Here is a 25,295-nt window from a genome sequence, read left to right on the forward strand (position 1 = left end):
CGGGGGCTCACTCGAATGGTTTCTGATTTTCTCCATGCTCACCTTCGGGCTGCTGCCGCTGACAACCGTGACCCTGTGCGTCTTTGCCGGACGACTGATGGGCAGAGCGATCAGTTACTGCATCAAACGGCTGCGCAACCGCGCATCGCCCCGATAGTCAGCGCCAGATCTCTATCAACACCAAGGCGCTTTGCGGCCCATCACATGTTCGGATAGACCGGGCCTTCGCCGCCTTGGGGCGGTACCCAGTTGATGTTCTGGTTCGGGTCCTTGATGTCGCAGGTCTTGCAGTGCACGCAGTTCTGCGCGTTGATGACGAAGACGTCCTTCCCGTCCTTCTCCACCCACTCGTAGACCCCGGCCGGACAGTAGCGCGTCGACGGGCCGGCATAGATGTCATGTTCGGAGCGCTTCTGCAGATCCATGTCCTTCACCTTGAGGTGGACCGGCTGGTCCTCCTCGTGGTTGGTGTTCGACAGGAACACCGAGGACAGCCGATCGAAGGTCAGAACTCCGTCCGGCTTCGGATAATCGATCTTCTGGTGCTGGGCGGCCGGTTCGAGTGACTGCGCATCGGTCTTGCCGTGTTTCAGCGTGCCGAAGAACGAGAAGCCGAACAGCTGGTTGGTCCACATGTCGAGACCGCCGAGCCCAACGCCGATCGCCGTGCCGAACTTCGACCACAGCGGCTTGACGTTGCGAACCCGCTTCAGGTCCTGGCCGATGGCGCTGTCGCGCCAGCCGCGTTCGATCTCGATCGGCTCGTCATTGGCCCGACCCGCTTCGATCGCCGCCGCCAGTTTTTCCGCGGCGAGAATCCCTGAAAGCACCGCATTGTGGCTGCCCTTGATGCGCGGCACGTTGACGAGACCGGCCGAACAGCCGATCAGCGCGCCGCCGGGGAAGGAGAGCTTCGGCACCGACTGGTAGCCGCCCTCGGTGATCGCGCGCGCGCCATAGGACAGCCGCTTGCCGCCCTCAAACGTGCCGCGGATCGCCGGATGCGTCTTGAAGCGCTGGAACTCCTCGAACGGGAAGAGATAGGGGTTCTTGTAATTGAGGTGCACGACGAAGCCGACGGCGACCATGTTGTCTTCGAGGTGATAGAGGAACGAGCCGCCACCGGTCTTCATGCCGAGCGGCCAGCCGAAGGAGTGCTGCACCAGGCCGGGTCGGTGGTTTTCCGGCTTCACCTGCCAAAGTTCCTTGAGGCCAATGCCGAACTTCTGGACATCGCTGTCCCTGGAGAGATCGAACTTGGTGATCAGCTGCTTGGCGAGAGAGCCGCGCACGCCCTCGCCGATCAGGGTGTATTTGCCCAAGAGCGCCATGCCGCGGGCGAAGTTCGGACCCGGCTCGCCGTTCCGCTCGATGCCCATGTCGCCGGTGGCGACCCCGATGACCGCACCCTCGTCGTTGTAGAGCACTTCGGTTGCGGCAAAGCCCGGATAGATCTCGACGCCGAGTTCTTCCGCCTTTGTCGCCAGCCAGCGACAGACGTTGCCAAGCGAGACGATGTAGTTGCCATGATTGTTCATCAACGGCGGCATCAAAAAGTTCGGCAGGCGGATCGAGCCGGCCGGGCCCAAGAACAGGAAGTGATCGTCCTTCACTTCGGTCTTGAACGGATGGTCGGCGTCCTTACGCCAGTCGGGCAGCAGCCTATCGATGCCGATCGGATCGACGACGGCGCCGGACAAGATATGCGCGCCGACCTCGGCACCCTTTTCGAGCACGACGACCGAAAGCTCCGGATTGACCTGCTTCAGCCGGATCGCCGCCGCAAGACCCGCCGGTCCCGCACCCACGATCACAACGTCGAACTCCATGCTCTCGCGTTCGGGCAGGTCTTGTTCGGTCATACCGTCTCTCCAGTCTCACCGGTCTTCTGCCGGCTCAGTTCCCAGGGCATATCATTCCGTCATGGCAAATGCAGTTTGGCTTGTCGAGCCGGGATGCGACAGACGATGCACGCTTTTGCGCATGAGGTCATGAGTATAGGTCAAATATCTATATGACGTGTACGTAAACGTAAATATATCAATTTGTCGCGCAGCGAACCTACGGGCCATGCGGCCTTGCTTTTGCCGAAGAGCCGTGCGAGGAGGCCGCCGCACCCTTCCAGCGGTACGCGCTGGCACACCCCATTCGCAATCGGCACGCGGCAAGGCGCCTCTCGGCGTCCGGACGGCGTGTCTTTCGGCTTTGCAGCCGGCCGCCCAACGATCCCTGAGAGCGGCCCACGGAATTCATGTTGCGTCGCGCGCCTGCCGGCTGGCTCCGGGCGGCGAAGCGACGCCAGACGCAAGGAGACACTTATGGTCAAGGCACTCGGCTTTGATTTCGGCACCACCAATTCCGTTCTGGCGGTTGCCGCGGGCGACACGACCCATTCGATGCACTTCGACAGCCTCGCCGGCTCGACCGACGCCATGCGTACTGCCCTCTCCTTCATGAAGGATGCCAAGCTTGGCGCCCAGGCGCTGAAGGTCGAGGCGGGCCAGGCCGCCATTCGCGCCTTCATCGACAATCCCGGCGACTGTCGCTTCCTACAGTCGATCAAGACCTTTGCCGCAAGCCCGCTCTTCCAGGGCACGCAGGTCTTTGCCAAGCGCCACAGCTTCGAAGACCTGATGCGCGTGTTCCTGACCAAGCTGCGCGACTATGCCGGCGACGGCTGGGCAGACCAATACAGCCGCATCGTCGTCGGCCGTCCGGTGCACTTTGCCGGCTCCAGCCCCGACCCGGCGCTGGCGCTCGAGCGCTACGGCGCAGCCCTCTCCGAATTCGGCTTCCCGGAAGTGCATTACGTCTACGAGCCGGTGGCAGCGGCCTTCTACTTCGCCCAGAACCTGAAGCAGGACGCGACGGTGCTCGTCGCCGACTTCGGCGGCGGCACGACCGACTATTCGCTGATCCGCTTCGAGACCAAGGCCGGACGCCTGACGGCAACCCCGATCGGCCATTCGGGCGTTGGTATCGCCGGCGACCACTTCGACTTCCGCATCATCGACAACGTCGTCTCGCCGCTGATCGGAAAGGGGAGTCTGTTCAAGAGCTTCGACAAGCTGCTTGAAGTGCCGTCGAACTACTACGCGAATTTCGGCCGCTGGAATCAGCTTTCGATATTCAAGACACTGAAAGATTTCACGGATCTGAAGAAGCTGGTGCGCCAGAGCCTGGAGCCGGAAAAGCTCGAGGCCTTCGTCGACCTGATCGAATATGACGAAGGTTACCCGCTCTACAACGCGATCTCGGCAACCAAGATGCAGCTGTCGAAGCAGGACGAGACCGAGTTCTATTTCGCGCCGCTCGGCGAAATGTCGCGCCGCACCGTTCGCCGCAGCGATTTCGAAGGCTGGATCGCACCGGAGCTCGCCCGCATCGAGGGCGCACTCGACGACGTCCTGCAGTCGACCGCAACGGCACCCGAGACGATCGACAAGGTCTTCTTGACCGGCGGCACCTCCTTCGTTCCAGCCGTACGCGGCATCTTCGAGCGGCGTTTCGATGCCGACCGGATCGAAAGCGGCGGCGAACTGCTGTCGATCGCCCACGGCCTGGCGCTGATCGGCGAGCACGAGGACATCGCCCACTGGACCGCCAACGCAGCCTGAGGCGACGCGCGGGCCCGATGTGCATGACCTTGGATAGGAAGGCCGAGCGCCGGAAAAGCGGTTCCGGTCCGGCCGCTTATGGGCTAGGTTGGCGGCCATGATTTCCGCCCACGACCTCTCTCCGGCGCAGCTTGCCGCCCTCCTCGCCTTCCACGGCGACGCGGGCGTCGAATGGCTGCTGGAAGAGGAGCCGGTAGACCGTTTCGCCGAGTTCGAGGCGATGAAGGCAGCGCGCGGCAGTGCCCGCGCGACGGCAACCAGCAACCGGGCGGAGGCACCCGCCTCGCAACCGGCTGCGCGCCAGACACCGGCGGCCGCTGCCCCCACGCCTTCCCGCGCACCGGCCCCGGTCGCGAACGCCCCAGCGGTTGCCATTCCCGATGCGCAGGCGATCGAAGAGGCGCGCTTTGCCGCCGAATCGGCGCGGTCGCTCGCCGAACTCCGGACTGCGATGGAAGGTTTTGCTGGCTGCAATCTCAGGAACAGCGCCCGCAATCTGGTTTTTGCCGAAGGCGATGCGGCAAGCGGCATCATGATCGTCGGCCCGATGCCCTATGCCGACGACGATCGCGACGGCCAGCCCTTTGCCGGCCGCCTCGGCGAGATGCTGACCCGGATGATCGCCGGCATCGGCCTTACGCGCGAAGGCGTGCTACTCAGCAACGTCGTGCCCTGGCGCCCGCCGGGCAACCGCGTGCCGACGGCGCGCGAGGCTGACATCTGTCGCCCCTTCATCGAGCGCCAGATCGCGCTGGCAGAGCCCAAGCATCTGCTGCTGCTCGGCAATTTCACCGCCCGTTTCTTCTTCGGCGGCAACGATACGATCCACCAGCTTCGCGGCGAATGGCGGGATCTTGCCGTTGGTGGCATCAACGTGCCGACCCTTGCCACCCTGCATCCGCAGGACCTGGTGACGGCGCCGATCAACAAGCGCTTCGTCTGGCAGGACCTGCTTGCCTTCAAGGCCCGCATTCACGGCTGATCCCGAGGAAAGCGCCTGCCCGGATGGCGCTCGCGCGCCGCCTGCCCGTTTCATGAACAAAGTATGAAGAAAGCCATGCGGCCTGCGCATATCAGCGGCGCATTTTGACGCATTGCAAAATGGTATGTTGCAGCGCAATATATTGACACGGGAGGAATGGAATTTAAGGAAATTGAACCATGACTGCCCGCTTTCGTCCGATCCACAGCAGCTTTGAGACGCTCCGTCACACCGGCGCTGCTCAACGGACGCCGTTCAACCGCTTTGGCACGGCAGCCAACGAGCAGATGACCGCGATCGGCCTCGCCCGGACCACCCGTCCGGCGCAGATTTTCGCCGACTTCATCCAGCGCTGATCCCCACGCGATACGCGGCCCTGCGTATCGCGTGACGCATCGTTTGACCCGACACGAGACAAGGAACGAACCCATGACCAAGCCGATTGCCAGCCTCAAGGTCCTGCTCGATTCGATCTCCGACATCGGTACGGCCGTGCGCGCCTCGCGCGAGTATACCGTTCTCAGCACCAAGCAGGATGCACGCCGCGCCCATCGCGTGGCCGTGAGCCCGCTGCTGCCGAACTGATCGCTGCCCGAAGACAAACACACCGCCTTTTTGCCATCGCCTGTCGCAATCGACAGGGCGTAGAAAACTGGATAGAGCCACACTCGTCCCGACTAAGGAGTGTCAGGCTCATCCGGTCCTGCCAGACCGTTCCTCGCTCCATCTGCGTTTGCTTGTCATCGGACAAATGACGAAGCGCCACGTTTCCAGGAGCGCCGATGCTGGCCAGCCTCGCTTCCGTCTTCAGCCTGATGGTGTCGACCCTGCTCATGATGGTCGGCTTCGGCCTGCAGAGCTATGTTATCCCCGTGCGCTCCGTCGCAGAGAACTGGTCGACGCTGACGGTCTCGGTGATTGCCACCGGCTATACGGTCGGCTTCACGCTCTCCTGCGTCGTCACGCCGAAATTCGTGCTGCGTGTCGGCCATGTGCGCGTCTTTACCGCGCTGATCACCCTGCTCTCCATCGCGATCCTGCTCTGCGGCCTCATCGTCGACTGGCGCGCCTGGATCGTGTTCCGCGCCATTGCCGGCTTTGCCATCTCCGGCAGCTATCTCGTCATCGAGAGTTGGCTCAACGAGCGCGTCACCAACGAGAACCGCGGCCTGCTTTTTTCGCTCTATCTGATCACGACGATGGTCGGCACGATCGGCGGACAGTACATGGTGCCACTCGGCGATCCGACCAACACGTCGCTGTTCATGCTTTGCAGCGTGCTGTTCTCGCTGGCGCTGCTGCCGACGGCGCTCTCCTCATCCCCCATGCCCGCGCCGCCGGCGCAGGCGAAGTTCGATATCCCCGCCCTCTTTCGCCGCTCGCCGGTTGCCGTCGTCGGCGGTTTCCTCGCCGGCGCGCTGTCGGGCGCCTGGCTGAACCTCGGCGGCGTCTTCACCCAGAAGATCGGACTTTCGACGGCGGAAGGCGCCACATTGCTCGCCTCGCTATTGACGGGTAGCGCCCTCTCGCAGATCCCGATCGGGCGTCTTTCCGACAAGATCGACCGGCGCATCGTCATGGTCGGCTGCGGCATCGTCGGCGTCATCTCGTGCCTGGTGATGTCGGCATCGATCGGCAGCCAGCCCGCCGTTCTCTATATCATCGCCGCCTTCGTCGGATCGGTGCTCTTCCCGATCTACGCGCTGAACGTCGCGCATGCCAACGACCTTGCCAAGCCCAACGAATATGTCGAGACATCCTCGGGCCTGATGATCACCTACGGGCTCGGCACGATTTCCGGCCCGCTCATGGTCGGTCCGGTCATGGACCGTTTCGGCCCGGCGGCGCTGTTTCTCGTCCTTGCCGTCTACTTCGCGCTCTATGGCGGCTATGCCGCCTGGCGCATTCTACAGCGCGAGCAGCACAAGGGGCTCGTCGTCAAGACCGACTTCCAGGCAACGAGCGTCATGCCGACACCCGGTCCCGATGTGACGAGCCCGGCTGCCCTGCAGGCCGCACAGGAACCGCTGATCGACGACGACACGGTCCCGGCCTGGGAAAACCCGCGACCATAGGCCGTGGCTCAGCCCTGCGGCGTCACATGCTTGCGGGCGCCCCGGCGCTCGAGGCCGAGCCGGTGCTCGCGAAAGATGATGAAGATGCCGGCGCCGACGACAATGGCCGTGCCGACAAGCATGGTGGCCGTCGGGATATCGTCGAACAGGAAGTATCCGATGATCAGGCCGAGCACGATCGAGGTGTATTCGAACGGTGCGATCGTCGACATGTCGGCATGGCGATAGCTCTCGGTCAGAAGGATCTGGGCGACACCGCCGCAGAAACCGGCAAACATCAAGAGCAGGAAGGCTTCGCGCGAAATCGACGGCCAGCCAAAAGGCAAGGTCGCGAGCGAGAAGACCGAGGCCGAAAGCGAAAAGTAAAGCACGATCGTGTGGGTACGCTCATTCTTGACGAGCTTTCGCACCAGCACCATCGCAACGGCGCCGAGCGCCGCCGAGACCAGCACCGCGGCCGCCCCCATGGCCTCGAACGAACCGAAGCCCCCCTCTTCGAACAGCGTCAGCCGCGGCCAGGTGATGATCATCACCCCGACGAGCCCGATGACGACCGCCGACCAGCGATAAAGCCGGACGGATTCTCCGAGAAAGATTGCAGCGAAGGCGACCGCGATCAGCGGCATGGCATAGCCGATGGCGATGGCCTCAGGCAGCGGCAGGTGCACAAGACCGTAGAAGCCGAAGCTCATTGCGAGAATGCCGATGAAGCCGCGAGCGATATGGCCAGTGATGTCCTTGGTCTTGAAGGCGTCGCGCAACTGTCCGCGAAGAGCGAGATAACCGAGGATCGGCACCATGGCGAAGGCCGAGCGGTAGAAGGTGATCTGGCCGGTGGCGATCTCGTTTCCGGCCGCCTTGATCAGCGTCGACATGCAAACGAAAATGACGACGGAAAGGACCTTGAGCAGGATCCCCTTCATCGGGCTTTCGACTTCCGCATTCATTGAGGGCACTTTTCGAACAGCCTTGACCGGCAATCAGCAGGCACGCGGGCTGGTTTGGAGATTTTTCAGCGGAGAGAACCGCTGCAGGACCCCACCACCTTAGCGACGCTTCGCAGGAAAGTCGGATCAAACTTCGTGATGAATGACGTTTTTTCTTGATCGATTAACCTTCGACAGTAGGACGGCCGGCTTTTCTTTAGCCGCCCCGAAAAAAACCTTTCCAATTCATGTCTTGTTAGTCCCACTTCGGTACACATCGGTCCGATAAGGGAGCGGGAAGAATAACGGACGCCATGTCTTTTCTGCCGGAAGTGCGGTCGCCGGCATCACAATCGTGTGGCACAGCCCAGCTTTTCGCCCCTTGGCCTTTTCACCATCACAGGCGCCCTCTACAAATTCTCCAGTAGAACGGTGCAAGCGGGACTGACCATGCGGACAAATACTGGCCAGATCATTCATCTGGAAGACTACCGGCCGACTGACTTCGTTCTGGAGAGAGTGGATCTGACCTTCGAGCTAGACCCGAAGGAGACCAAGGTCGAGGCCCGGCTGATCTTCCATCGCCGCGAAGGTGTCGACAGTGCCGCGCCGCTCGTGCTCGATGGCGATGAGTTGACCATGACCGGCCTGCTGCTCGACCAGGAAGAGCTTGCGACGTCGCTCTACGATGTCGCCGACGATACGCTGACGATCCGCGGCCTGCCCGAAACCGCCCCGTTCGAAATCACCATCACCACGCTGCTTTCGCCCGAGACCAATACGCAGCTCATGGGGCTCTACCGCACCAACGGCGTCTACAGCACCCAATGCGAGGCCGAAGGCTTCCGCCGCATCACCTATTTCCCCGATCGTCCGGATGTGCTCGCCGTCTACACGGTCAACATCATCGCCGACAAGGCGTCCTCTCCCCTCCTGCTTTCGAACGGCAACTATCTCGGCGGCGCCGACATGGGCGACGGCCGTCACTTCGCCGCCTGGTTCGATCCGCATCCGAAGCCGAGCTATCTCTTTGCGCTGGTCGCCGGCGACCTCGGCGTGGTCGAGGACACCTTCACGACCATGTCCGGCCGCGACGTCGCGCTGAAGATCTATGTCGAACACGGCAAGGAGCCCCGCGCCTCCTACGCCATGGATGCGCTCAAGCGCTCGATGAAGTGGGACGAAGAGGCCTTCGGTCGCGAGTACGACCTCGACATCTTCATGATCGTCGCCGTCTCCGACTTCAACATGGGCGCCATGGAGAACAAGGGCCTCAACGTCTTCAACGACAAATACGTGCTTGCGGACCCGGAAACGGCAACCGATGCGGACTACGCCAATATCGAGGCGATCATCGCGCACGAATATTTCCACAACTGGACCGGCAACCGCATCACCTGCCGCGACTGGTTCCAGCTCTGCCTGAAGGAAGGCCTGACGGTCTATCGCGACCACGAATTCTCCGCCGACATGCGCTCGCGCGCAGTCAAGCGCATTGCCGAAGTGCGTCATCTGAAGTCGGAGCAGTTCCCCGAGGATGCCGGTCCCCTTGCCCACCCGGTACGCCCGACGAAATACCGCGAAATCAACAACTTCTACACGACGACGGTCTATGAAAAGGGATCGGAAGTCACCCGCATGATCGCGACCATTCTCGGCCGCGATCTGTTCAAGAAGGGCATGGATCTCTATTTCGACCGGCACGACGGCCAGGCGGTGACGATCGAGGATTTCGTCGCCTGCTTCGAGGCGGCAAGCGGTCGGGATCTGCGCCAGTTCGCGCTCTGGTATCACCAGGCCGGAACGCCGCTGGTCACCGCTTCGGGCGCCTATGACGCCGCCAAGCAGACCTTTACCCTGTCGCTCGAACAGACCGTGCCGCCCACGCCCGGACAGAGCGCCAAGGAAGCGATGCACATTCCGCTGAAGATGGGCCTGCTGCTCGAAGACGGCAGCGAAGCGGCCCTTACCGCCGTTTCCGGCGCCGACATGACCGACGATGTCCTGCATCTGACGGAGCGCAAGCAGACGGTCGTCTTCTCGGGCATCCCCTCGCGCCCGGTTCCGTCGTTCAACCGCAGCTTCTCCGCGCCGATCAACCTGCATATCGAGCAGAGCGCCGACGACCTCGCGCTGATCGCGCACCACGAAAGCGACCTCTTCGCCCGCTGGCAGGCGCTCAACGCCATCGCGCTTGCCAATCTCGTCGAGGCGACAGCGAATGTCCGCGCCGGCAAGCCGGTCACCGCGGACAAAGCGCTGATCGACGGCCTGATCCGGGCCGCCGCCGACGACAGCCTGGAGCCGGCCTTCCGTTCGCAGGCGCTGGCACTGCCGAGCGAATCTGATATCGCCCGCGAGATCGGCACCAACAACGATCCGGACGCAATCCACGCGGCCCGTCAGCAGATCCTGACGGCCGTTGCCGTCGCCGGACGCGACACCTTCCTCAAGCTCGCCGACGAGCTCGTCTCCGGCGGCGAGTTCAGCCCGGATGCGGCAAGCGCCGGCAGGCGGGCACTGCGCAACAGCGCGCTCACCTATCTGGTTCAGGCCGAAGAAGGGCCCGAGCGCGCAGCGAAGGCCTTTGCGGTGGCCAACAACATGACCGACCTCAGCCATGCGCTGGCGTTGCTCGCGCACCGCTTCCCGGATTCGGCCGAGGCGGCAGAGGCGCTTGCAACATTCCGCACGCGTTTCGCCGACAACGCGCTCGTCATCGACAAGTGGTTCGCCGTACAGGCGACGATCCCGGGCGCTGGGACACTCGATCGCATCAAGGCGCTGATGGACGAGCCGCTGTTCAACGGCAACAATCCGAACCGCGTGCGCTCGCTGGTGGGCACCTACGCCTTTGCCAATCCGACCGGCTTCAACCGCGCCGACGGCGAAGGCTACCGCTTCCTCGCGCGCCAGATCCTCGATATCGACCCGCGCAATCCGCAGCTTGCGGCCCGCATCCTGACCTCCATGCGCTCCTGGCGTTCGCTGGAGGACAAGCGTGCCGGGCATGCCCGCAAGGCGCTGAAGGAGATCGCCGGCGCATCGAAACTTTCGGCCGATGTCGGCGACATCGTCGAGCGCATGCTCAAGGCCTGAGCATCGCCAAAGCCTGATTTTCCTGGGGCCGGGCCGCACCTGCATGTCTCCTTAAATCGTCCTCGATTTAAGGGAAAAGACATGCGGCAAATCAAAGCGTTACAGCGACCTTTGCGCGTCTGAACAAGACGCGCGGCGCTGTAGCGCGACCCGGCCTATTATTTTCCAACGATAAGAAATGGTTAACAAATCTTTACCAGCGCCTCTGGACAAGGCGAATCGCCCTGTGATTCATTGAGTCAGATTCGGGCGAGCGGCGCGCCGAATCATCAGAGGGTTTAGAGCATTGGGAAAGATGGCGGACGCGCGACCAGCGAGCGCAGCCGACGGGCGGTTGCGACTCAAGCTTCCAGGCGTCACCGGCCTGGAGCAGGAGTTCATCTCGCAGGCGAAGATCTTTGCCGGGCCGGCTTCGCGCCGCCTGGCAAACGCGGAGCCCGTTCTCAAGCGCTCCATCCCGATCCTGATCATTGCGTTCCTGATTATCGTGGCGGTTTCGCGCATGTCCAGCATCATGGACGAGCACGCCCGCATGGAGGAAAGCTCGCGCCAGACCGTCGGCCTTGCCGCGGCGATCGCCGTTGCCGCCTTCCAGACGGACGGCGTCGCGCTGTTTGACGAGGGCCGGCGCGCCGAGGCGGAGCAACGCTTCAGCCAGTTTCTGCCGACCGGCATGCTCGATCCCGGCACGTTCATCCTCGCGGTTCGCAAGGACGGGCGGATCTTCGCAAGCACGGAGGGCGGTGGCCCGCTCATCGGCCGCACGCTCGCCGCGGCCGCGCCCGACATCGCGACGCTACAATATTTCGGCGAGCATTCGAGCATCATGAAAACGGCGATCGCCGGCGCCGACCACATCGTGGCGCTGGCGCAGCTGCCCGATGCGGCTGGCGTCGTGCTGGCCGCAACGCCGGTCACCCAGCTCGAGACGACCTGGCGAGACGAAGTTTCGCTGAACGTCACGCTGTTTGCCGGCATCTCGGCCATCCTCTTGATGGTGCTCTACGCCTACTACATCCAGGCAAAACGCGCCCGCGATGCCGATTCCGTCTTTGCCGAATCGAACCTGCGGGTCGAGACGGCGCTCTCGCGCGGCCGCTGCGGCCTTTGGGATTTCGATCTCGCCAACCGGCGGCTGTTCTGGTCGCGCTCGATGTACGAAATGCTCGGCATGCCCGGCGAGAGCAGCGTGCTCTCCTTCGGCGACGCCGCACGGCTGATGCATCCTGACGATCACGGCATCTACAGCGTCGCCCGCACGATCGCCCGCGGCGACGCGCGCCAGATCGACCAAGTGTTCCGCATGCGCCATGCGGATGGTCACTATGTGTGGCTGCGCGCCCGCGCCGAGATTATCCGCACCGCCTCTGGCCGGGCGCATCTGATCGGCATCGCCATGGACGTGACCGAACAGCACCGGCTTGCACAGCGCTATGCCGAGGCCGACCAGCGGCTCGCCGACGCCATCGAATGTACCTCCGAAGCTTTCGTGCTCTGGGACAAGCACGACCGCCTCGTGATGTGCAACACCCACTTCCAGGAGGCCTACAAGCTTCCGGATCATGTGCTGGTTCCCGGCACCGAACGCATCGCCGTGCATACGGCGGCAGCGCGGCCAGTGGTCGAGCGGCGGATCGCCGACCCGGATCACAGCAACCAGTCGCAGACGAGCGAAGTCCAGCTTGCGGACGAGCGCTGGCTGCAGATCAACGAGCGGCGCACGCGCGACGGCGGCCTTGTTTCCGTCGGCACCGACATCACGCTCCTGAAGCGCCACCAGGTGCGCCTGCGCGAATCCGAACGGCGGCTGATGGCAACCATCGGCGACCTCTCGGCCTCGCGCATGACGCTGGAGCGGCAGAAGACCGAGCTTTCGGTGGCGAACTCCAACTACCAGGTCGAAAAGGACCGCGCGGAAGCGGCAAACCGCGCCAAGTCCGAGTTCCTCGCGAACATGTCGCATGAGCTGCGCACGCCGCTCAACGCCATCCTCGGCTTCTCGGAAATCCTGCAGAACCAGATGTTCGGGCCGCTCGGCTCGGAGAAGTACAACGAGTATTCGCGCGACATCCATGAGAGCGGCAAGCATCTCTTGAACGTCATCAACGACATTCTAGACATGTCGAAGATCGAGGCCGGCCACATGCGCATCAGCCGCGAGACAATCGATCTCGCGCCCCTCATCGAGGAAACGCTGCGCTTCACCACCATTCCGGCCGAGCAGAAGAACATCCACGTGGTGCAGCAGATCTCGTCGGGCCTGACCATGATCGCCGATCGTCGGGCGATGAAGCAGGTGCTGCTCAACCTCCTGTCCAATGCGGTGAAGTTCACCAATGAGGGCGGGCGGATTTCGCTTCGGGCACGCAAGGTGACGGGCGCGGTAACGCTCACCATCGCCGATTCCGGCATCGGCATTCCGCGCGACGCGCTTCAGAAGATCGGCCAACCCTTCGAACAGGTGCAGAGCCAGTACGCCAAGAGCAAGGGCGGATCTGGCCTTGGGCTCGCGATCTCGCGTTCGCTCACCCGCCTGCACGGCGGCAGCATGAGAATACACTCGACCGAGAATGTCGGGACCATCATCTCGGTCAGGATTCCGGACCGAACCTAAGGCAAGGTCTCAATCAGCGCGCGGGCTTCCGCGCGCCTTCCGCTTTCCGCGCGGCCCCATTCACCCCGAAACGACCGATTGGAAGACGCGCCGCACGGACTTGGAAAGCCTGCGGACGTCTCCCTCCAGGGTTTTCAGGTCCGGATAGTCCCCTGCCCGGCAGACAAGATCGATCAGGCCCGCGGGCGCTTCCTTCGGCTCGAACTCACCGTCGATGCAAAGCCGCACGATCTGGGACAGTTCGGTGAAAAGATGCAGCGCCTCCAGCGCCACATCGAGATCGTTCGGGTTCATCAGCGCATCGCCAAGCAGCTTCAACGCGTCGGCGGTATTGGTGCCCGATGTCAGCGGCTGAACGCCCTTGGCCGGTGCCACGAGTGCCAGATACTGGGTGATGAACTCGATATCGACGAGGCCCCCCGGGATCAGCTTGAAGTCCCAGATGTCGCTCGGCGGTTTCTCGCTATCGATCATCTCGCGCATGGAGATCACGTCGGCGCTGACCTTGGCAACATCGCGCTTGCGCCCGAGGATCTCGGCGAAGATCCCGTTGGCCTCGGCCATCAGCCGGTCGTCGCCGCAGATGCAGCGCGCCCGGGTCAAAGCCAGATGCTCCCAGGTCCAGGCCTCTTCGCGCTGATACTTGGCAAAGGCGTTGATCCTGGTTGCGACCGGCCCCTTGTTGCCGGAGGGACGAAGCCGCATGTCGACCTCGTAGAGAATGCCTTCCGCCGTCGGCGCGGAAAGTGCGGCGATCAGGCGCTGCGTCACCCGCGTGAAGTAACGCGTCGGATCGAGCGGCTTGGCGCCGTCGGATTCCGTTGCCGTCTCGTCGTAGTCGTAGAGCAGGATCAGGTCGACGTCCGAGCCCGCGGTCAGCTCGTGGCTGCCGAGCTTGCCCATCCCGACGACGGCGATACGGCCGCCGGGGAAATTGCCATGAACGGAGCGGACTTCATCCTCGACCGCCTTCACCGCCGCAGCGATGATGAGGTCGGCAAGATCGGTAAAGGCGCGGCCGGCTTGCGCGCCGGAGATTGCGCCGGTCAAAAGCCGGATGCCGATCAGGAAGCGCTGCTCGGCGGCGATGATCCTGAGGCGATCGAGCACCTCCTCATAATGGCGTGCACCGCCGACGAAATTGGCGATGCGTGGTGCCAGATACTCCCGCGTCGGCAGTTCGGCGAGTAGGCCCGGATCGAGCATGCCATCGAAGACATGCGGGCGCGCGGCGATGATTTCAGCAAGCCTTGGTGCCGACGACATGACATTGACGATCAGCGACAGGAGGCCGGGATTGTTGCCGAGCAACGAGAAGAGCTGAATGCCCGCCGGCAGGCCGGAGATGAAGTTGTCGAACCGCAACAGCGCTTCGTCGGCGCGGCGGCTTTCGCCGAAGACCCGCAGCAGCTCCGGCGTCAGCTCGGTCAGCCGCTCGCGCGCCTCCACCGACTGCGTGGCGCGGTAGCGGCCATAGTGCCAGGTGCGGATCGTGTGGGAGATATCCGAAGGCCGCTGGAAGCCGAGTTTCTTCAGCGTCTCCAACGTGTCCGGGTCATCGCGCTGGCCGGTGAAGACGAGGTTGCCGGTCTCGGTCGACAGCTTTGCTTCCTGTTCGAAGAGCTGGGCATAGCGGCGCTCGACGGTCTTGAGCACGCGCGACAGCGCCTTGGAAAAGGCGGCCGTATCCTCGAAGCCGAGCATATAGGCGATGCGCTTCAACTCCGCTTCGGTTTCGGGCAAGACGTGCGTCTGCTCGTCGCGCACCATCTGGATCCGGTGCTCGACATCGCGCAGGAACCAATAGGCCTCGACAAGTTCGTCGGCCGTCTCCTCGTCGATCCAGCCGGCCTTGACGAGCGCCCGCAGCATCGGCTCGGTTGCGCGCTGGCGCAGGTCCGGCATGCGGCCACCGGCAATCAACTGTTGGGTCTGGACGAAGAACTCGATCTCGCGGATGCCGCCGCGGCCGAGCTTGATGTTGTGGCCCTTGACCGCGATCTCACCGTGCCCTTTGTGGGCATGGATCTGCCGCTTGATCGAATGAATGTCGGCGATCGCCGCATAGTCGAGATATTTGCGAAAGACGAAGGGGACCAGGTCCTTGAGGAAGTGCTCGCCGGCCTCGATGTCGCCGGCGACCGGCCGCGCCTTGATGAAGGCGGCGCGCTCCCAGTTCTGCCCCCTGCTTTCGTAATAGAGCATCGCCGCTTCGACCGGGATCGCCAGCGGCGTCGAACCCGGGTCCGGGCGCAGGCGCAGGTCGGTGCGGAAGACGTACCCGTCGCCGCTACGCTCCTGCAGGATGCGGATCAAGCGGCGCAGCAGCCGGCCGAAAGTTTCCGAGGCATCGTCGCGGTCGACGATGATGCCGGACTGCGGATCGTAGAAAACGACGAGGTCGATATCGGAGGAATAGTTGAGCTCAAAGGCGCCGAGCTTGCCCATGCCGAGCACGACGACACCGGAACCGGCGCTCGGGTTTGCGACATCCTTGACCTTCAGCTTGCCGGTCTCGTGCGCGCTCAAGAGCAGGTGGTCGATCGTCGCGGAGACGGCCGCACCGGCGAATTCGCTGAGCCAGCGGGTAGTTTCGCGCCCGTCGAAATGGCGCGAGAGATCGGCGAGAGCAACCGCGAAGGCGAGCTCACGCTTGGCGCGTCGCAGCCGCGCCATGATCTCCGTATCCGGCAATGCCGCGCCGCCCTCGTTCGGCTTCCAGGCATCACGGGCGCGGCGCACGCGCTCGCTCAGGAAGACCGTGAGTTCGGTCGACAGAAGTTCTTCGAGAATAGCCGGTCGGCTGTCGCCGGTATCGCGCAGGAATGGGGAAAGGGCAAAGGCCGAGACGATGAAAGTCTTGAACGGCGTGTCGGACGCAAGCAGGCTTGCGACCTTTTCGTGGCCCTTGGCCATATCCTTCAAGACCGAAAGCGCTGTTTTGGCGTCGGCTTGTGTGGCCGGACGGATCGGTGTCGTCTCGACCGCCCAGCACTTCTGCACCTGTTCCTGCATGCCGTCTCCCTCTGGCCGGAGCGGAAGCGCGCAACGACCGCGCGCGCTGCCTCACTCCACCTCGTTCTCCCAGAACCGGTCTATCAGGTTGCCGCCACCGGGAAAACCATCTGAACCGTCAGACCCTTGCCGCCTTCGGCGGACGGAACCGTGTCTGTGAGATGCAGCGCGCCATGGTGCATTTCCATGACTGCCTCGACCAGCGACAGGCCAAGGCCGGTGCCTGGCTTGGACCGGCTCTCATCAAGGCGTACGAAGCGCTTGATCACCTCGTCGCGCATCGCCGCCGGTATGCCCGAACCGTGATCGGCAACCGACAGCAACACACTCCCCTCGCGCTTTTCCAGCGAGACCTTGATCAGGGGGTTCTCGGCGCCATCGGCATATTTGATGGCGTTGTCGATGAGGTTGCCGAGGGCCTGGCCGATCAGTTCGCGGTTGCCTGAAATCACCAGAGCCGGGGCGACGTCGGCTTCGAGTTTCAGACCGCCATCTTCGGCCACCGGTTCGTAGAGCTCGACGCAATCGGCGACGATCTGCGAAAGGTCAATGTCGCTCATCTCGGCGGCAGACGAGCCGGCCTCGACGCGCGAGATCATCAGAAGCGCGTTGAAAGTGCGGATCAGTTGATCGGATTCGCCGATGATCTCCTCCAGCGCGCCGCGCTGGCTCGTGCCCTTGCGCGCAAGGGCTGCTTCCGCCTTGTTGCGCAGCCGCGTCAGCGGCGTCTTCAGGTCGTGGGCAATGTTGTCGGAGACCTGTCGCAGCCCTTCGTTCAGTTTCTCGATGCGGCTGAGCATGGCGTTCAGCGATTCCGACAGCCGGTCGAACTCGTCGCCCGAACCGCTCATCGGCAGGCGCTGCGACAGATCGCCGGCCATGATCTTGGTGCTCGCCTCCGACATGCGGTCGATACGCTTCAGAGCGTTGCGACCAATGCCGAACCAGATAACGAGCGCGCCGAGCCCCATGACGCCGAGCGCCACCATCAGCGCCTGGCGCACCAGCGCGCGGAACTTCTGCGGCTCCTGCAGGTCGCGGCCGACGAGAATGCGCAGACCATTGTCGAGCACCAGCACATGGGCAAGCGCCACATGGGTGTCCTTCTTGCTCTCGTCGGTATAGCGCTGATAGGCGAAGGGACGCTCGGTCCAGCCTTCGCTGTCGAGCAGGCCCGGCTCCAGGCTCGCGACGTTGCCGGCGAGGATTTCGCCGCTCGGTCCCGCGATCACGTAGAGATTGGCGCCCGGCTGGCGTGCCCGCCGCTCGAGCGAGCGCAACAGGCCGTTCATGCCGGCGCGGCTATAGACCTGCTCGATCTGCGCCACCTCGGCGGTAACGGCGTCACGGGTCTGCTGCTGCAGCAGCCGCTCCGACATGCCGGTGACGTAGATGACGAGAAAGGCAGCACAGAGCGAAAAGAGGATGAGGTAGAGGGCGGAAAGCCGGACCGCGGTCGTTCTGAAGAGAACGCGAAGCTTGCTCATGCGGGCGCCCGGTCATCCTTGATCATGTAGCCGGCGCCACGCACGGTGCGCAGCAGCGGCACATCGAAGTCCTTCTCGATCTTCGAGCGCAGCCGCGAAACATGCACGTCGATCACGTTGGTCTGCGGGTCGAAGTGATAGTCCCAGACGTTCTCCAGCAGCATCGTGCGAGTGACGACCTGGCCGGCGTTCTTCATCAGATATTCGAGCAGGCGGAATTCGCGCGGCTGCAGAGGAATTTCCTTTCCCTGCCGGCGCACGGAATGTGACAGGCGGTCGAGTTCCAGATCGCCGACGCGGTAAACCATGTCCTGATCCGGCGTGCCCTTGCGGCGGCCGAGCACCTCGACGCGGGCGAGCAGCTCATTGAAGGCGTAGGGCTTCGGCAAATAATCGTCGCCACCTGCGCGCAGACCCGTTACCCGGTCGTCCACCTGGCCGAGCGCCGACAGGATCAGCACCGGCGTGTGAATGTCCTTGCGGCGAAGCTCGGTGATGACAGAGAGACCGTCTCGACGCGGCAGCATGCGGTCCACCACGAGAACGTCGTAATTGTTCTCGCTGGCCATGAACAGGCCGCTCTCGCCATCGCTGGCGTGATCGGACACGATGCCCGCCTCGCGGAAGGCTTTCGCCAGGTAGGCTGCCGCCTCGAGATCGTCTTCAATGATGAGAATCTTCATACGCGCGACCATAGTCCCGGACCCCTGTCTGTCTCAACCGGTTTCGACTTTCGACAACCGGGTTGGCGAGTGCTCTCGCGAGGGAGAGCGGGATGCGGGCGGAAAACCGCACACACCTTTTCACATCCCGCTCCAAACGGCGAGCGCCGCGACATCACTTGGAAATCGCGGCGCTCCGGTCAATCATCTGACTGCCGCGATCAGCCCTTGTCGATCGGAAGGGCCACGAAGCGGCTGCCGTTTTGGGCCTCAATCTGGAAGAGCGCCTTGCTACGGCCGTCCTTCTTGGCAGTGTTGATGACCTTCAGGATGTCGTCGGCGGACTTCACTTCCTGATTGTTCACCGAGACGATCTTTTCGCCCTGCTTCAGGCCGCGATCGCTGGCATCGGAGTCTTCGTCGACCGAAGCGATGGTGACGCCCTTGCCATCGTCGGACGGCACGACCGAGACGCCAAGGTCGGCCAGTGCCTGCTCGCTCGACGGCTGGGCTTCATCGGACTGGTCGTCCTGGCTCTTGGCCGCTTCCTTGTCGTCCTTCGGCAGCGTGCCGATTTCGAGCTTGACGGTTTCCGCCTTGCCGTCGCGCCACAGGGCCAGGTCGACCGTGGTGCCCGGGCGGATCGCCGCAACCTTGCGGGCAAGGTCACGCGGATCCTTGACCGTATCGCCGTTCAGCGCGGTTACGACATCGCCCTTCTTGATGCCGGCTTTTTCGCCCGGCGAACCGGTCTGCGGCTCGACGACGAGCGCGCCGCTTGCTTCCGAAAGGCCGAGCGATTCGGCGATGTCCTTGGTGACGGGCTGGATCTGCACGCCGAGCCAGCCGCGGGAAACCGAGCCGTCCTTGATCAGGTCGGCAACCACATCCTTGGCAACGGTCGACGGGATGGCAAAGGCGATACCGACGTTGCCACCGCCCGACGGCGAGAAGATCGCCGTGTTGATGCCGACGACTTCGCCGGAGAGGTTGAAGGTCGGGCCACCCGAGTTGCCGCGGTTCACCGCCGCGTCGACCTGCAGGTAATCATCATAGGGGCCGGAGCCGATGTCGCGGCCACGCGCGGAGACGATGCCCGAGGTTACCGTGCCGCCGAGACCGAAGGGATTGCCGACGGCAACCACCCAGTCGCCGACGCGGACCTTGCTGTCGTCGGCCCAGCTGACATAGGTGAACTTGCGCTTGTCATCGACTTTGAGCACGGCGAGATCCGTGCGGCTGTCCTTGCCGACCAGCTTGGCGTCGAGCTCGGTGCCGTCGTTGAGGATGACGGTGAAGGCCGAGCCGTCGGAAACGACGTGGTTGTTGGTGACGAGGTAACCGTCATCGGAGATGAAGAAGCCGGAGCCCTGAGCGGTCGGACGCAGGCGGCCTTCGCCATGCGGGCCGCGTCGGCCGGGGCCGCGGTCGGCACGATCGTCACCGCGCGGGCCGAATTCCTTGAAGAAACGCTTCAGCGGATGGTCTTCCGGCAGATCATCGAAGCCGCGACCGTTGAAGTTGAAGTCGAAACTGCTTCCGTCTTCCGACACCGGATTGGCGCGCGACTGAACGCGGACCGAAACGACCGCCGGCGAAACGGCCTCGACGACGTTGGCGAAGCTCGGCACCGACGGCGCTTCTACCTTCACCGGATCGGCAAAGGATTGCGAGATGCTGGCCGGCAGACCCGAGGTCAGCATAACGGCGGCAAGGCCGGCGACGGTCGAGGTCTTCAGAACGGTCTTGAGGGAGGGACGCAGGGATTTGGTCGTAAACATCCGTTTTGCCTTTTCTCTTCCTTGATGCCGTCGAAGACGGCACCGAAACCTGGTTGCGAAACCGCCTCAGGGAAGGCGGAATTCGTTTTGGCTGACTGGAGGAACAGCCGATGACCAAAGATGTAACGGATGGGACCTTACTGAGTTCTGTCCGGAAAATGAATTTTTGGTAATGTTGCGAAGAGCTGGCCCGGGCTCGACCAAGGGCCTACCGGGAATTGCGCGTTGGCGCGAGCGGCATTCTCAGCCGCTGGCGGGGATCTCCAGCGATATCAAAAGATTAGTGCGGGGCCGGTGCAACGGATGCGCGTTCGGCGAGCGCCGCGTTAAGGCTGAAGCAGCTTCTCCAGCTTTTCCTTTTCGTCCTCGGAAAGCGGCGCGCCCTTGGCCTGGGCGCCGCGACGGCGAGAGGCGATAACAAGCGTAATCGCCCCGACGAGGAGCAGGGTCGCCGGCATACCCCAGAGGATCAGGGTCTTCGTCTCGAAGCGCGGCTTCAGCAGTACGAATTCGCCATAGCGGGACACGACGTAATCGATGACTGCCGTGTCGCTGTCGCCGTTCGCCAGCCGCTCACGCACGAGCACGCGCAGGTCCTTGGCAAGCTCGGCGTTGGAATCGTCGATCGACTGGTTCTGGCAGACCATGCAGCGCAGTTCCGCCGAGATCGCCCGCGCCCGCGCTTCGAGCGCGGGATCGGCAAGCACCTCATCCGGGTTGACGGCAAAGGCTGAGCCGACAGGCGCAAGTACAAGCAGGAGTGCCAGGAGCAGTCGCTTCATTCCGCAGCCCCCACCGGCACCGTCTTCGGTCGCTTGGCCTTGGCCGGCGCGCCGACGCGCAGGCGGCGGTCACTCAGGGAGACGAAGCCACCCGCCATCATGAAGAGGGTGCCGCCCCAGATGCACAGGATCATCGGCTTCCACCAGATGCGCACGACGATACCGCCTTCGCTGATCTGGTCGCCGAGCGAGACATAGAGCTGGCTCAAACCGAAGGTGCGGATGCCGGCTTCCGTCGTCGGCATGCGGCGCGCCTGGTAGAGGCGCTTCGATGACCAGACTTCGTCAATTGCGACACCGCCGCGGCTGATGGTGAAGTGGCCGGACTCCTCGGAATAGTTCGGGCCGCTGCCATTGCGCATTCCGTCGAAGCGCAGGGTGTAGCCGCCGGCATCGACCGTCATGCCCGGCTTCATCTCGACGACTGTTTCGGTTTCGAAGGCCGTGACGGCGACGATGCCGATCAGGGTGACGCCAAGGCCGATATGTGCAAGCGCCGTGCCGAAGGCAGAACGCGGCAGGCCGGAGAAGCGCCGCCAGGCAACATTGCCCGCGACCTTGCCGAGGCCGGAGCGCAGCGCAAGGTCCGTCAACGACCCGACAATCACGTAGACGCCAAGGGCAATGCCGAAGAGCGCCAGAACCGGGCCGCCATTCATGAAGTAATAATAGGCGACACCGAAGAGCAGACCGATGGCGACCGCTGCGAAGAGCCGCTGCGAAACGCCGGCAAAGTCGCCGCGCTTCCAGGCAAGCAGCGGGCCGAAGGGCACCGCAAAGAGCAGCGGCAGCATCAACAGGCCGAAGGTCATGTTGAAGAAGGGCGGGCCGACGGAGATCTTGTCTCCGGTGAGCGCCTCAAGCACCAGCGGATAGAGCGTGCCTGTCAGGACCGTCGCGGTCGCCGTCGTCAGGATAAGGTTGTTGAAGACCAGCGCGCCCTCACGCGAGATCGGCGCGAAGATGCCTCCGGCCTTCAGATGCGAAGCGCGCAATGCGAAGAGCGTGAACGCACCGCCGATGAAGAAGACGAGAATGGCGAGGATGAAGATGCCGCGGGTCGGGTCGGTGGCGAAGGCGTGAACCGAGGTCAGGACGCCCGAGCGGACAAGGAAGGTGCCGAGCAGCGACAGCGAGAAGGTCATGATCGCGAGAAGCACGGTCCAGATCTTCAGGGCTTCGCGCTTTTCCATGACCAGCGCGGAGTGCAAAAGCGCGGTTCCCGCAAGCCAGGGCATGAAGGAGGCGTTTTCGACCGGATCCCAGAACCACCAGCCGCCCCAGCCGAGCTCGTAATAGGCCCAGTAGGAGCCCATGGAGATGCCGGCGGTGAGGAAGGTCCAGGCAGCGAGCGTCCACGGACGGACCCAGCGCGCCCAGGCGGCGTCGATGCGACCCTCGATCAAGGCCGCGATGGCAAAGGAGAAGCAGACGGAGAAACCGACATAGCCGAGATAGAGCAGCGGCGGATGGATGGCGAGACCGACATCCTGCAGGATCGGGTTCAGGTCCTTGCCCTCGCCCGGCGCCGGCATCAACCGCGCGAACGGATTGGACGTCAGCAAGATGAAGAGCGCGAAGGCCATCGCGATCCAGGCCTGGACGGCAAGCACGTTTGCCTTCAGCGTTTCCGGCAGGTTGCGCCCGAAGGCGGCAACCAGCGCCGAGAAGAACGTCAGGATCAACAGCCAAAGCAGCATCGAGCCTTCATGGTTCCCCCAGACGCCCGAGATCTTGTAGATCAGCGGCTTCAGCGAATGGGAGTTTTCCCAGACGTTGCGGACCGAGAAGTCCGAGGTCACATAGGCGAAGGTGAGGACGGCAAAGGCGAAAGCGACGAGCAGAAAGCAGGCGACGGCGGCACTGGAGGCCAGCTCCATCAGGCCGCGATCTTTCAGCCGTGCGCCGAGGATCGGCAGGGCCGCCTGAATGACCGCAGTCGCCAGCGCCAGAACCAGAGCGTAGTGTCCGAGCTCGATGATCACTTGATGGTTTCCTTCCCGCTGAGCTCGACGCCCTGGGCCTTCAAACGGTCGGCGACATCCTTGGGCATATAGGTCTCGTCATGCTTGGCGAGAACCGAGTCTGCCACGAAGACCGAGCTTCCCGCAACGAAGGTTCCCTCCGTCACAACGCCCTGCCCCTCGCGGAACAGGTCGGGCAGGATGCCGGTATAGGTGACCGGCACACCGCTCAGCGTATCGGTAACGGTGAAGGTCACCGTCTTGCCGTCGCCGCGCTTGACGGAGCCGGCTTCGACGACGCCGCCGAGGCGGATGCGGGTTCCCGGTGGCACGTTGGCCTTTTCGAGGTCGCTCGGCACATAGAAATAGGCGATCGCCTGGCTGAAAGCGAACATCACGAGGAAGGCTGCAAGCAACAGGAAACCGACGCCGCCGCCGATGATCGCCAGTCTTTTTTGTTTGCGCGTCATTGCGTTACTCCGTCGGTGGCAATCCCGAGCTCGCGCGCCAGCGCCAGCAGCTGCTTGCCGCCGTCGCCATCGGCCGGGAAGGTTTTTAGGCCTTCCCTTAGCGCGGCCAGCGCCTTGTCTCGTTGATCAAGGACAACATGGGAGCGGATCAGCCGCGCCCAGCCTTCGAGATTATCCGGATTTTCCTTCAGCCGGCTCTCCAGGCTGCCGACCATACCCCGGATCATTTCCTGGCGATCGCCGGCGCTCATGCTCTGGGCCGCAGCCACATCATCGGCACTCGGATTGCCCGGCGCTGCAGCGCTGGTGGCGCCCCCCAATTCAGCCACGTGCTGCTTGACGAGCGGCAGCCAGGGTGCGTCGGCGGGTGATGTCGCGACCAGTCGGTTGAAGGCAGTCAGCGCTTCCGCTTTCTTGCCTTCCTGCTTGAGGCCGAGGGCAAGATAGAATTCCGAGCGCGGGTCATTGGGATCGAGCGTCAGCGCCTGCTTCAGTGCGTCCTGCGCCTTGCTCGTCACGACGCCGTCGGACTGCACGACCATCGCCTCGGCATAGCCGCCGAGACGTGCCGGCGTCGGGCCAAGCAGGCGGATCGCCCGGTCATAGGCATCGACTGCATCTTCGACACGGCCGTTTCGCATGTAGATCGGCGCAAGCAGATCCCAGCCGGCGCCGTCGTTCGGGTTTATCGCCAGGTGGTTCTCGGCCTTGGCAATCAGGATGTTGATGTCGCCATTGGGATCGGCCAGGCGTGCGGCGAGCGGCTGCGCCGGAAGGCCCGGGCTGCCGGTCAGCAAGTAAAGACAGAGCCCGACGGCCGGAAGACAGAGCAGCACGAAGGCCTGGGCCAGACGGCTGACACTGCGACGCGGCGCAGCGGCCGGCGTCGCCTCGCTGTCGCTCTCGCCAGCGGCCAGCAGCCGGCGCGCCACTTCGGCGCGAGCAAGCTCGGCATCATCGCCGCGGATCAGACCGCTGTCCTGGTCGCGCTTCAACTCTTCGAGCTGGTCGCGATAGACCTCGATGTCATGGCTGTGAGGAGACGACGGGGCTTCCCCTGCCCGCAGCAGCGGCAGGATGAGCACGGCAGCGACGGCCGCCGTCAGGGTGGCGACGAGGATCCAGAACAACATGGAAGCTCAATACTATGGCCCCCATGCCATTCCAACACGAAAACCCCTTATGACGGAGATTTGAGGCGTTTCGCCGCAACGGCGGATCGAGCAGCCCGGGCGCATCCGGAAGACCCCGGCCTGCCAGGCCTCAGGTCAGCGGCGTCCAGCTGCCATCCGGGTTGCGGCAGGCAGCGCCCCGCGCCGTCTTTGGCTGGCCCTTGACGGTAACCGTGTGGCTATACTGGCGGCAGTTCTGCGACCCGACCTGATAGGGAGCGGCTGCAACGACCGAACCGTTGACGCCACGCCCGTCCCAGGTCACCGGTTGGCCACCGGGGGCCGCTTCAAGTGCGCGGTACTCCGCCTCAAGCGCCCTCTGGCGGTCGGATGCTCCGATGTCGAGATCGGTGAGACGCGCGATCACCCCGCCCTGGAGTGCCGCGATGTAATTGGTCGAGGTGGCGCCGCGCGTCGCCGTCGAGCCGAGGCTGCCGGCCGCGCCCTTGCTGCCCGTCGTGCCGCATCCGGCCAGTGCGACGGCCGAAGCGACCACAACGATCCTGCCGCCGACGACAATAGCCCGTGTCATTTCTGCCTGGTTCCTCATGATCCGCGACACTCAATCATCCTATCCGAAGCCGCATCCTTAAGCTCGTTCCATTCGAGCACGGTGACGACTAGTCCTTGATTTTCTTTTGGCATTCCC

The 25,295-nt window shown here is 63.5% G+C and carries 18 protein-coding genes; 7 read left to right on the forward strand and 11 right to left on the reverse strand.

Features of this window, described 5'->3' with window-relative positions; translation table 11 throughout:
* Positions 1-200: 200 nt before the first annotated feature.
* On the reverse strand, positions 201-1,862 hold the full coding sequence (locus tag OKW20_RS01610; protein WP_429169805.1) for an electron transfer flavoprotein-ubiquinone oxidoreductase: 1,662 nt from the start codon (positions 1,860-1,862) through the stop codon (positions 201-203).
* Positions 1,863-2,318: 456 nt separating this feature from the next.
* Between OKW20_RS01610 and OKW20_RS01615 the strand changes: the two genes are divergently transcribed.
* The 5 genes from OKW20_RS01615 to OKW20_RS01635 all read left to right on the forward strand — a co-directional run bounded on the left by OKW20_RS01615 (position 2,319) and on the right by OKW20_RS01635 (position 6,674).
* Positions 2,319-3,617 carry an Hsp70 family protein gene (locus tag OKW20_RS01615; protein WP_429169807.1) on the forward strand — a complete coding sequence of 433 codons (1,299 nt, stop codon included), beginning with the start codon at positions 2,319-2,321 and terminating at the stop codon, positions 3,615-3,617.
* Between the two features lie 97 nt (positions 3,618-3,714).
* Positions 3,715-4,599 (forward strand): uracil-DNA glycosylase, encoded by an 885-nt coding sequence (locus tag OKW20_RS01620; RefSeq protein ID WP_429169808.1) that lies wholly within the window; start codon positions 3,715-3,717, stop codon positions 4,597-4,599.
* Positions 4,600-4,778: 179 nt separating this feature from the next.
* A complete protein-coding gene (locus OKW20_RS01625; protein WP_156134297.1) occupies positions 4,779-4,955 on the forward strand; it encodes a hypothetical protein in 177 nt (58 codons plus the stop codon).
* Positions 4,956-5,028: 73 nt separating this feature from the next.
* On the forward strand, positions 5,029-5,184 hold the full coding sequence (locus OKW20_RS01630) for a hypothetical protein (RefSeq protein ID WP_156134296.1): 156 nt from the start codon (positions 5,029-5,031) through the stop codon (positions 5,182-5,184).
* A gap of 197 nt (positions 5,185-5,381) precedes the next feature.
* A complete protein-coding gene (locus OKW20_RS01635; RefSeq protein WP_429169809.1) occupies positions 5,382-6,674 on the forward strand; it encodes an MFS transporter in 1,293 nt (430 codons plus the stop codon).
* Positions 6,675-6,682: 8 nt separating this feature from the next.
* Here OKW20_RS01635 and OKW20_RS01640 read toward each other — a convergent pair whose 3' ends face one another.
* The gene (locus OKW20_RS01640) at positions 6,683-7,621 is read right to left on the reverse strand and encodes a DMT family transporter (protein WP_043625738.1); all 939 of its coding nucleotides are present in this window, start codon (positions 7,619-7,621) and stop codon (positions 6,683-6,685) included.
* Positions 7,622-8,050: 429 nt separating this feature from the next.
* On the opposite strand from OKW20_RS01640, the gene pepN reads away from it, so the two are divergent.
* Both pepN and OKW20_RS01650 read left to right on the forward strand, forming a co-directional pair.
* The gene (gene pepN, locus OKW20_RS01645; RefSeq protein ID WP_429169810.1) at positions 8,051-10,699 is read left to right on the forward strand and encodes an aminopeptidase N; all 2,649 of its coding nucleotides are present in this window, start codon (positions 8,051-8,053) and stop codon (positions 10,697-10,699) included.
* A gap of 286 nt (positions 10,700-10,985) precedes the next feature.
* A complete protein-coding gene (locus tag OKW20_RS01650; protein ID WP_043625732.1) occupies positions 10,986-13,313 on the forward strand; it encodes a PAS domain-containing sensor histidine kinase in 2,328 nt (775 codons plus the stop codon).
* A gap of 60 nt (positions 13,314-13,373) precedes the next feature.
* On the opposite strand, the gene OKW20_RS01655 is transcribed toward OKW20_RS01650, so the two are convergent.
* The 9 genes from OKW20_RS01655 to OKW20_RS01695 all read right to left on the reverse strand — a co-directional run bounded on the left by OKW20_RS01655 (position 13,374) and on the right by OKW20_RS01695 (position 25,178).
* Positions 13,374-16,328 (reverse strand): bifunctional [glutamine synthetase] adenylyltransferase/[glutamine synthetase]-adenylyl-L-tyrosine phosphorylase, encoded by a 2,955-nt coding sequence (locus OKW20_RS01655; protein WP_429169811.1) that lies wholly within the window; start codon positions 16,326-16,328, stop codon positions 13,374-13,376.
* 83 nt (positions 16,329-16,411) lie between these two features.
* Complete coding sequence (locus OKW20_RS01660) at positions 16,412-17,815, reverse strand: sensor histidine kinase (RefSeq protein ID WP_429169812.1); 1,404 nt, start codon at positions 17,813-17,815, stop codon at positions 16,412-16,414.
* Positions 17,812-18,510 carry a response regulator transcription factor gene (locus OKW20_RS01665; RefSeq protein ID WP_043625726.1) on the reverse strand — a complete coding sequence of 233 codons (699 nt, stop codon included), beginning with the start codon at positions 18,508-18,510 and terminating at the stop codon, positions 17,812-17,814. Before OKW20_RS01665 ends, OKW20_RS01660 begins: the two co-directional genes overlap by 4 nt.
* Positions 18,511-18,698: 188 nt before the next feature.
* A complete protein-coding gene (locus OKW20_RS01670) occupies positions 18,699-20,258 on the reverse strand; it encodes a Do family serine endopeptidase (protein ID WP_429169813.1) in 1,560 nt (519 codons plus the stop codon).
* Between the two features lie 326 nt (positions 20,259-20,584).
* A complete protein-coding gene (locus tag OKW20_RS01675) occupies positions 20,585-21,040 on the reverse strand; it encodes a cytochrome c-type biogenesis protein (protein WP_429169815.1) in 456 nt (151 codons plus the stop codon).
* Positions 21,037-23,025 (reverse strand): heme lyase CcmF/NrfE family subunit, encoded by a 1,989-nt coding sequence (locus tag OKW20_RS01680; protein WP_429169816.1) that lies wholly within the window; start codon positions 23,023-23,025, stop codon positions 21,037-21,039. Before OKW20_RS01680 ends, OKW20_RS01675 begins: the two co-directional genes overlap by 4 nt.
* On the reverse strand, positions 23,022-23,474 hold the full coding sequence (ccmE, locus tag OKW20_RS01685; protein WP_429169817.1) for a cytochrome c maturation protein CcmE: 453 nt from the start codon (positions 23,472-23,474) through the stop codon (positions 23,022-23,024). Before ccmE ends, OKW20_RS01680 begins: the two co-directional genes overlap by 4 nt.
* The gene (gene ccmI / locus OKW20_RS01690; RefSeq protein WP_429169818.1) at positions 23,471-24,607 is read right to left on the reverse strand and encodes a c-type cytochrome biogenesis protein CcmI; all 1,137 of its coding nucleotides are present in this window, start codon (positions 24,605-24,607) and stop codon (positions 23,471-23,473) included. The genes ccmE and ccmI overlap by 4 nt, the downstream gene beginning before the upstream one ends.
* A 130-nt stretch (positions 24,608-24,737) precedes the next feature.
* Positions 24,738-25,178: a membrane protein gene (locus tag OKW20_RS01695; protein WP_043620076.1), complete on the reverse strand. Its 441-nt coding sequence runs from the start codon at positions 25,176-25,178 to the stop codon at positions 24,738-24,740.
* Positions 25,179-25,295 lie beyond the last annotated feature (117 nt).

Source organism: Ensifer sp. LBL, assembly GCF_050435225.1.
In the GTDB taxonomy this organism is placed as follows: Bacteria; Pseudomonadota; Alphaproteobacteria; order Rhizobiales; family Rhizobiaceae; genus Ensifer.

Bases quoted from the DNA above. Each gene is read 5' to 3' on its own strand.
- OKW20_RS01610 (WP_429169805.1), bottom strand. From the start codon at position 1,862: ATGACCGAACAAGACCTGCCCGAACGCGAGAGCATGGAGTTCGACGTT.
- OKW20_RS01615 (WP_429169807.1), top strand. From the start codon at position 2,319: ATGGTCAAGGCACTCGGCTTTGATTTCGGCACCACCAATTCCGTTCTG.
- OKW20_RS01620 (WP_429169808.1), top strand. From the start codon at position 3,715: ATGATTTCCGCCCACGACCTCTCTCCGGCGCAGCTTGCCGCCCTCCTC.
- OKW20_RS01625 (WP_156134297.1), top strand. From the start codon at position 4,779: ATGACTGCCCGCTTTCGTCCGATCCACAGCAGCTTTGAGACGCTCCGT.
- OKW20_RS01630 (WP_156134296.1), top strand. From the start codon at position 5,029: ATGACCAAGCCGATTGCCAGCCTCAAGGTCCTGCTCGATTCGATCTCC.
- OKW20_RS01635 (WP_429169809.1), top strand. From the start codon at position 5,382: ATGCTGGCCAGCCTCGCTTCCGTCTTCAGCCTGATGGTGTCGACCCTG.
- OKW20_RS01640 (WP_043625738.1), bottom strand. From the start codon at position 7,621: ATGAATGCGGAAGTCGAAAGCCCGATGAAGGGGATCCTGCTCAAGGTC.
- pepN (WP_429169810.1), top strand. From the start codon at position 8,051: ATGCGGACAAATACTGGCCAGATCATTCATCTGGAAGACTACCGGCCG.
- OKW20_RS01655 (WP_429169811.1), bottom strand. From the start codon at position 16,328: ATGCAGGAACAGGTGCAGAAGTGCTGGGCGGTCGAGACGACACCGATC.
- OKW20_RS01660 (WP_429169812.1), bottom strand. From the start codon at position 17,815: ATGAGCAAGCTTCGCGTTCTCTTCAGAACGACCGCGGTCCGGCTTTCC.
- OKW20_RS01665 (WP_043625726.1), bottom strand. From the start codon at position 18,510: ATGGTCGCGCGTATGAAGATTCTCATCATTGAAGACGATCTCGAGGCG.
- OKW20_RS01670 (WP_429169813.1), bottom strand. From the start codon at position 20,258: ATGTTTACGACCAAATCCCTGCGTCCCTCCCTCAAGACCGTTCTGAAG.
- OKW20_RS01675 (WP_429169815.1), bottom strand. From the start codon at position 21,040: ATGAAGCGACTGCTCCTGGCACTCCTGCTTGTACTTGCGCCTGTCGGC.
- ccmE (WP_429169817.1), bottom strand. From the start codon at position 23,474: ATGACGCGCAAACAAAAAAGACTGGCGATCATCGGCGGCGGCGTCGGT.
- ccmI (WP_429169818.1), bottom strand. From the start codon at position 24,607: ATGTTGTTCTGGATCCTCGTCGCCACCCTGACGGCGGCCGTCGCTGCC.
- OKW20_RS01695 (WP_043620076.1), bottom strand. From the start codon at position 25,178: ATGACACGGGCTATTGTCGTCGGCGGCAGGATCGTTGTGGTCGCTTCG.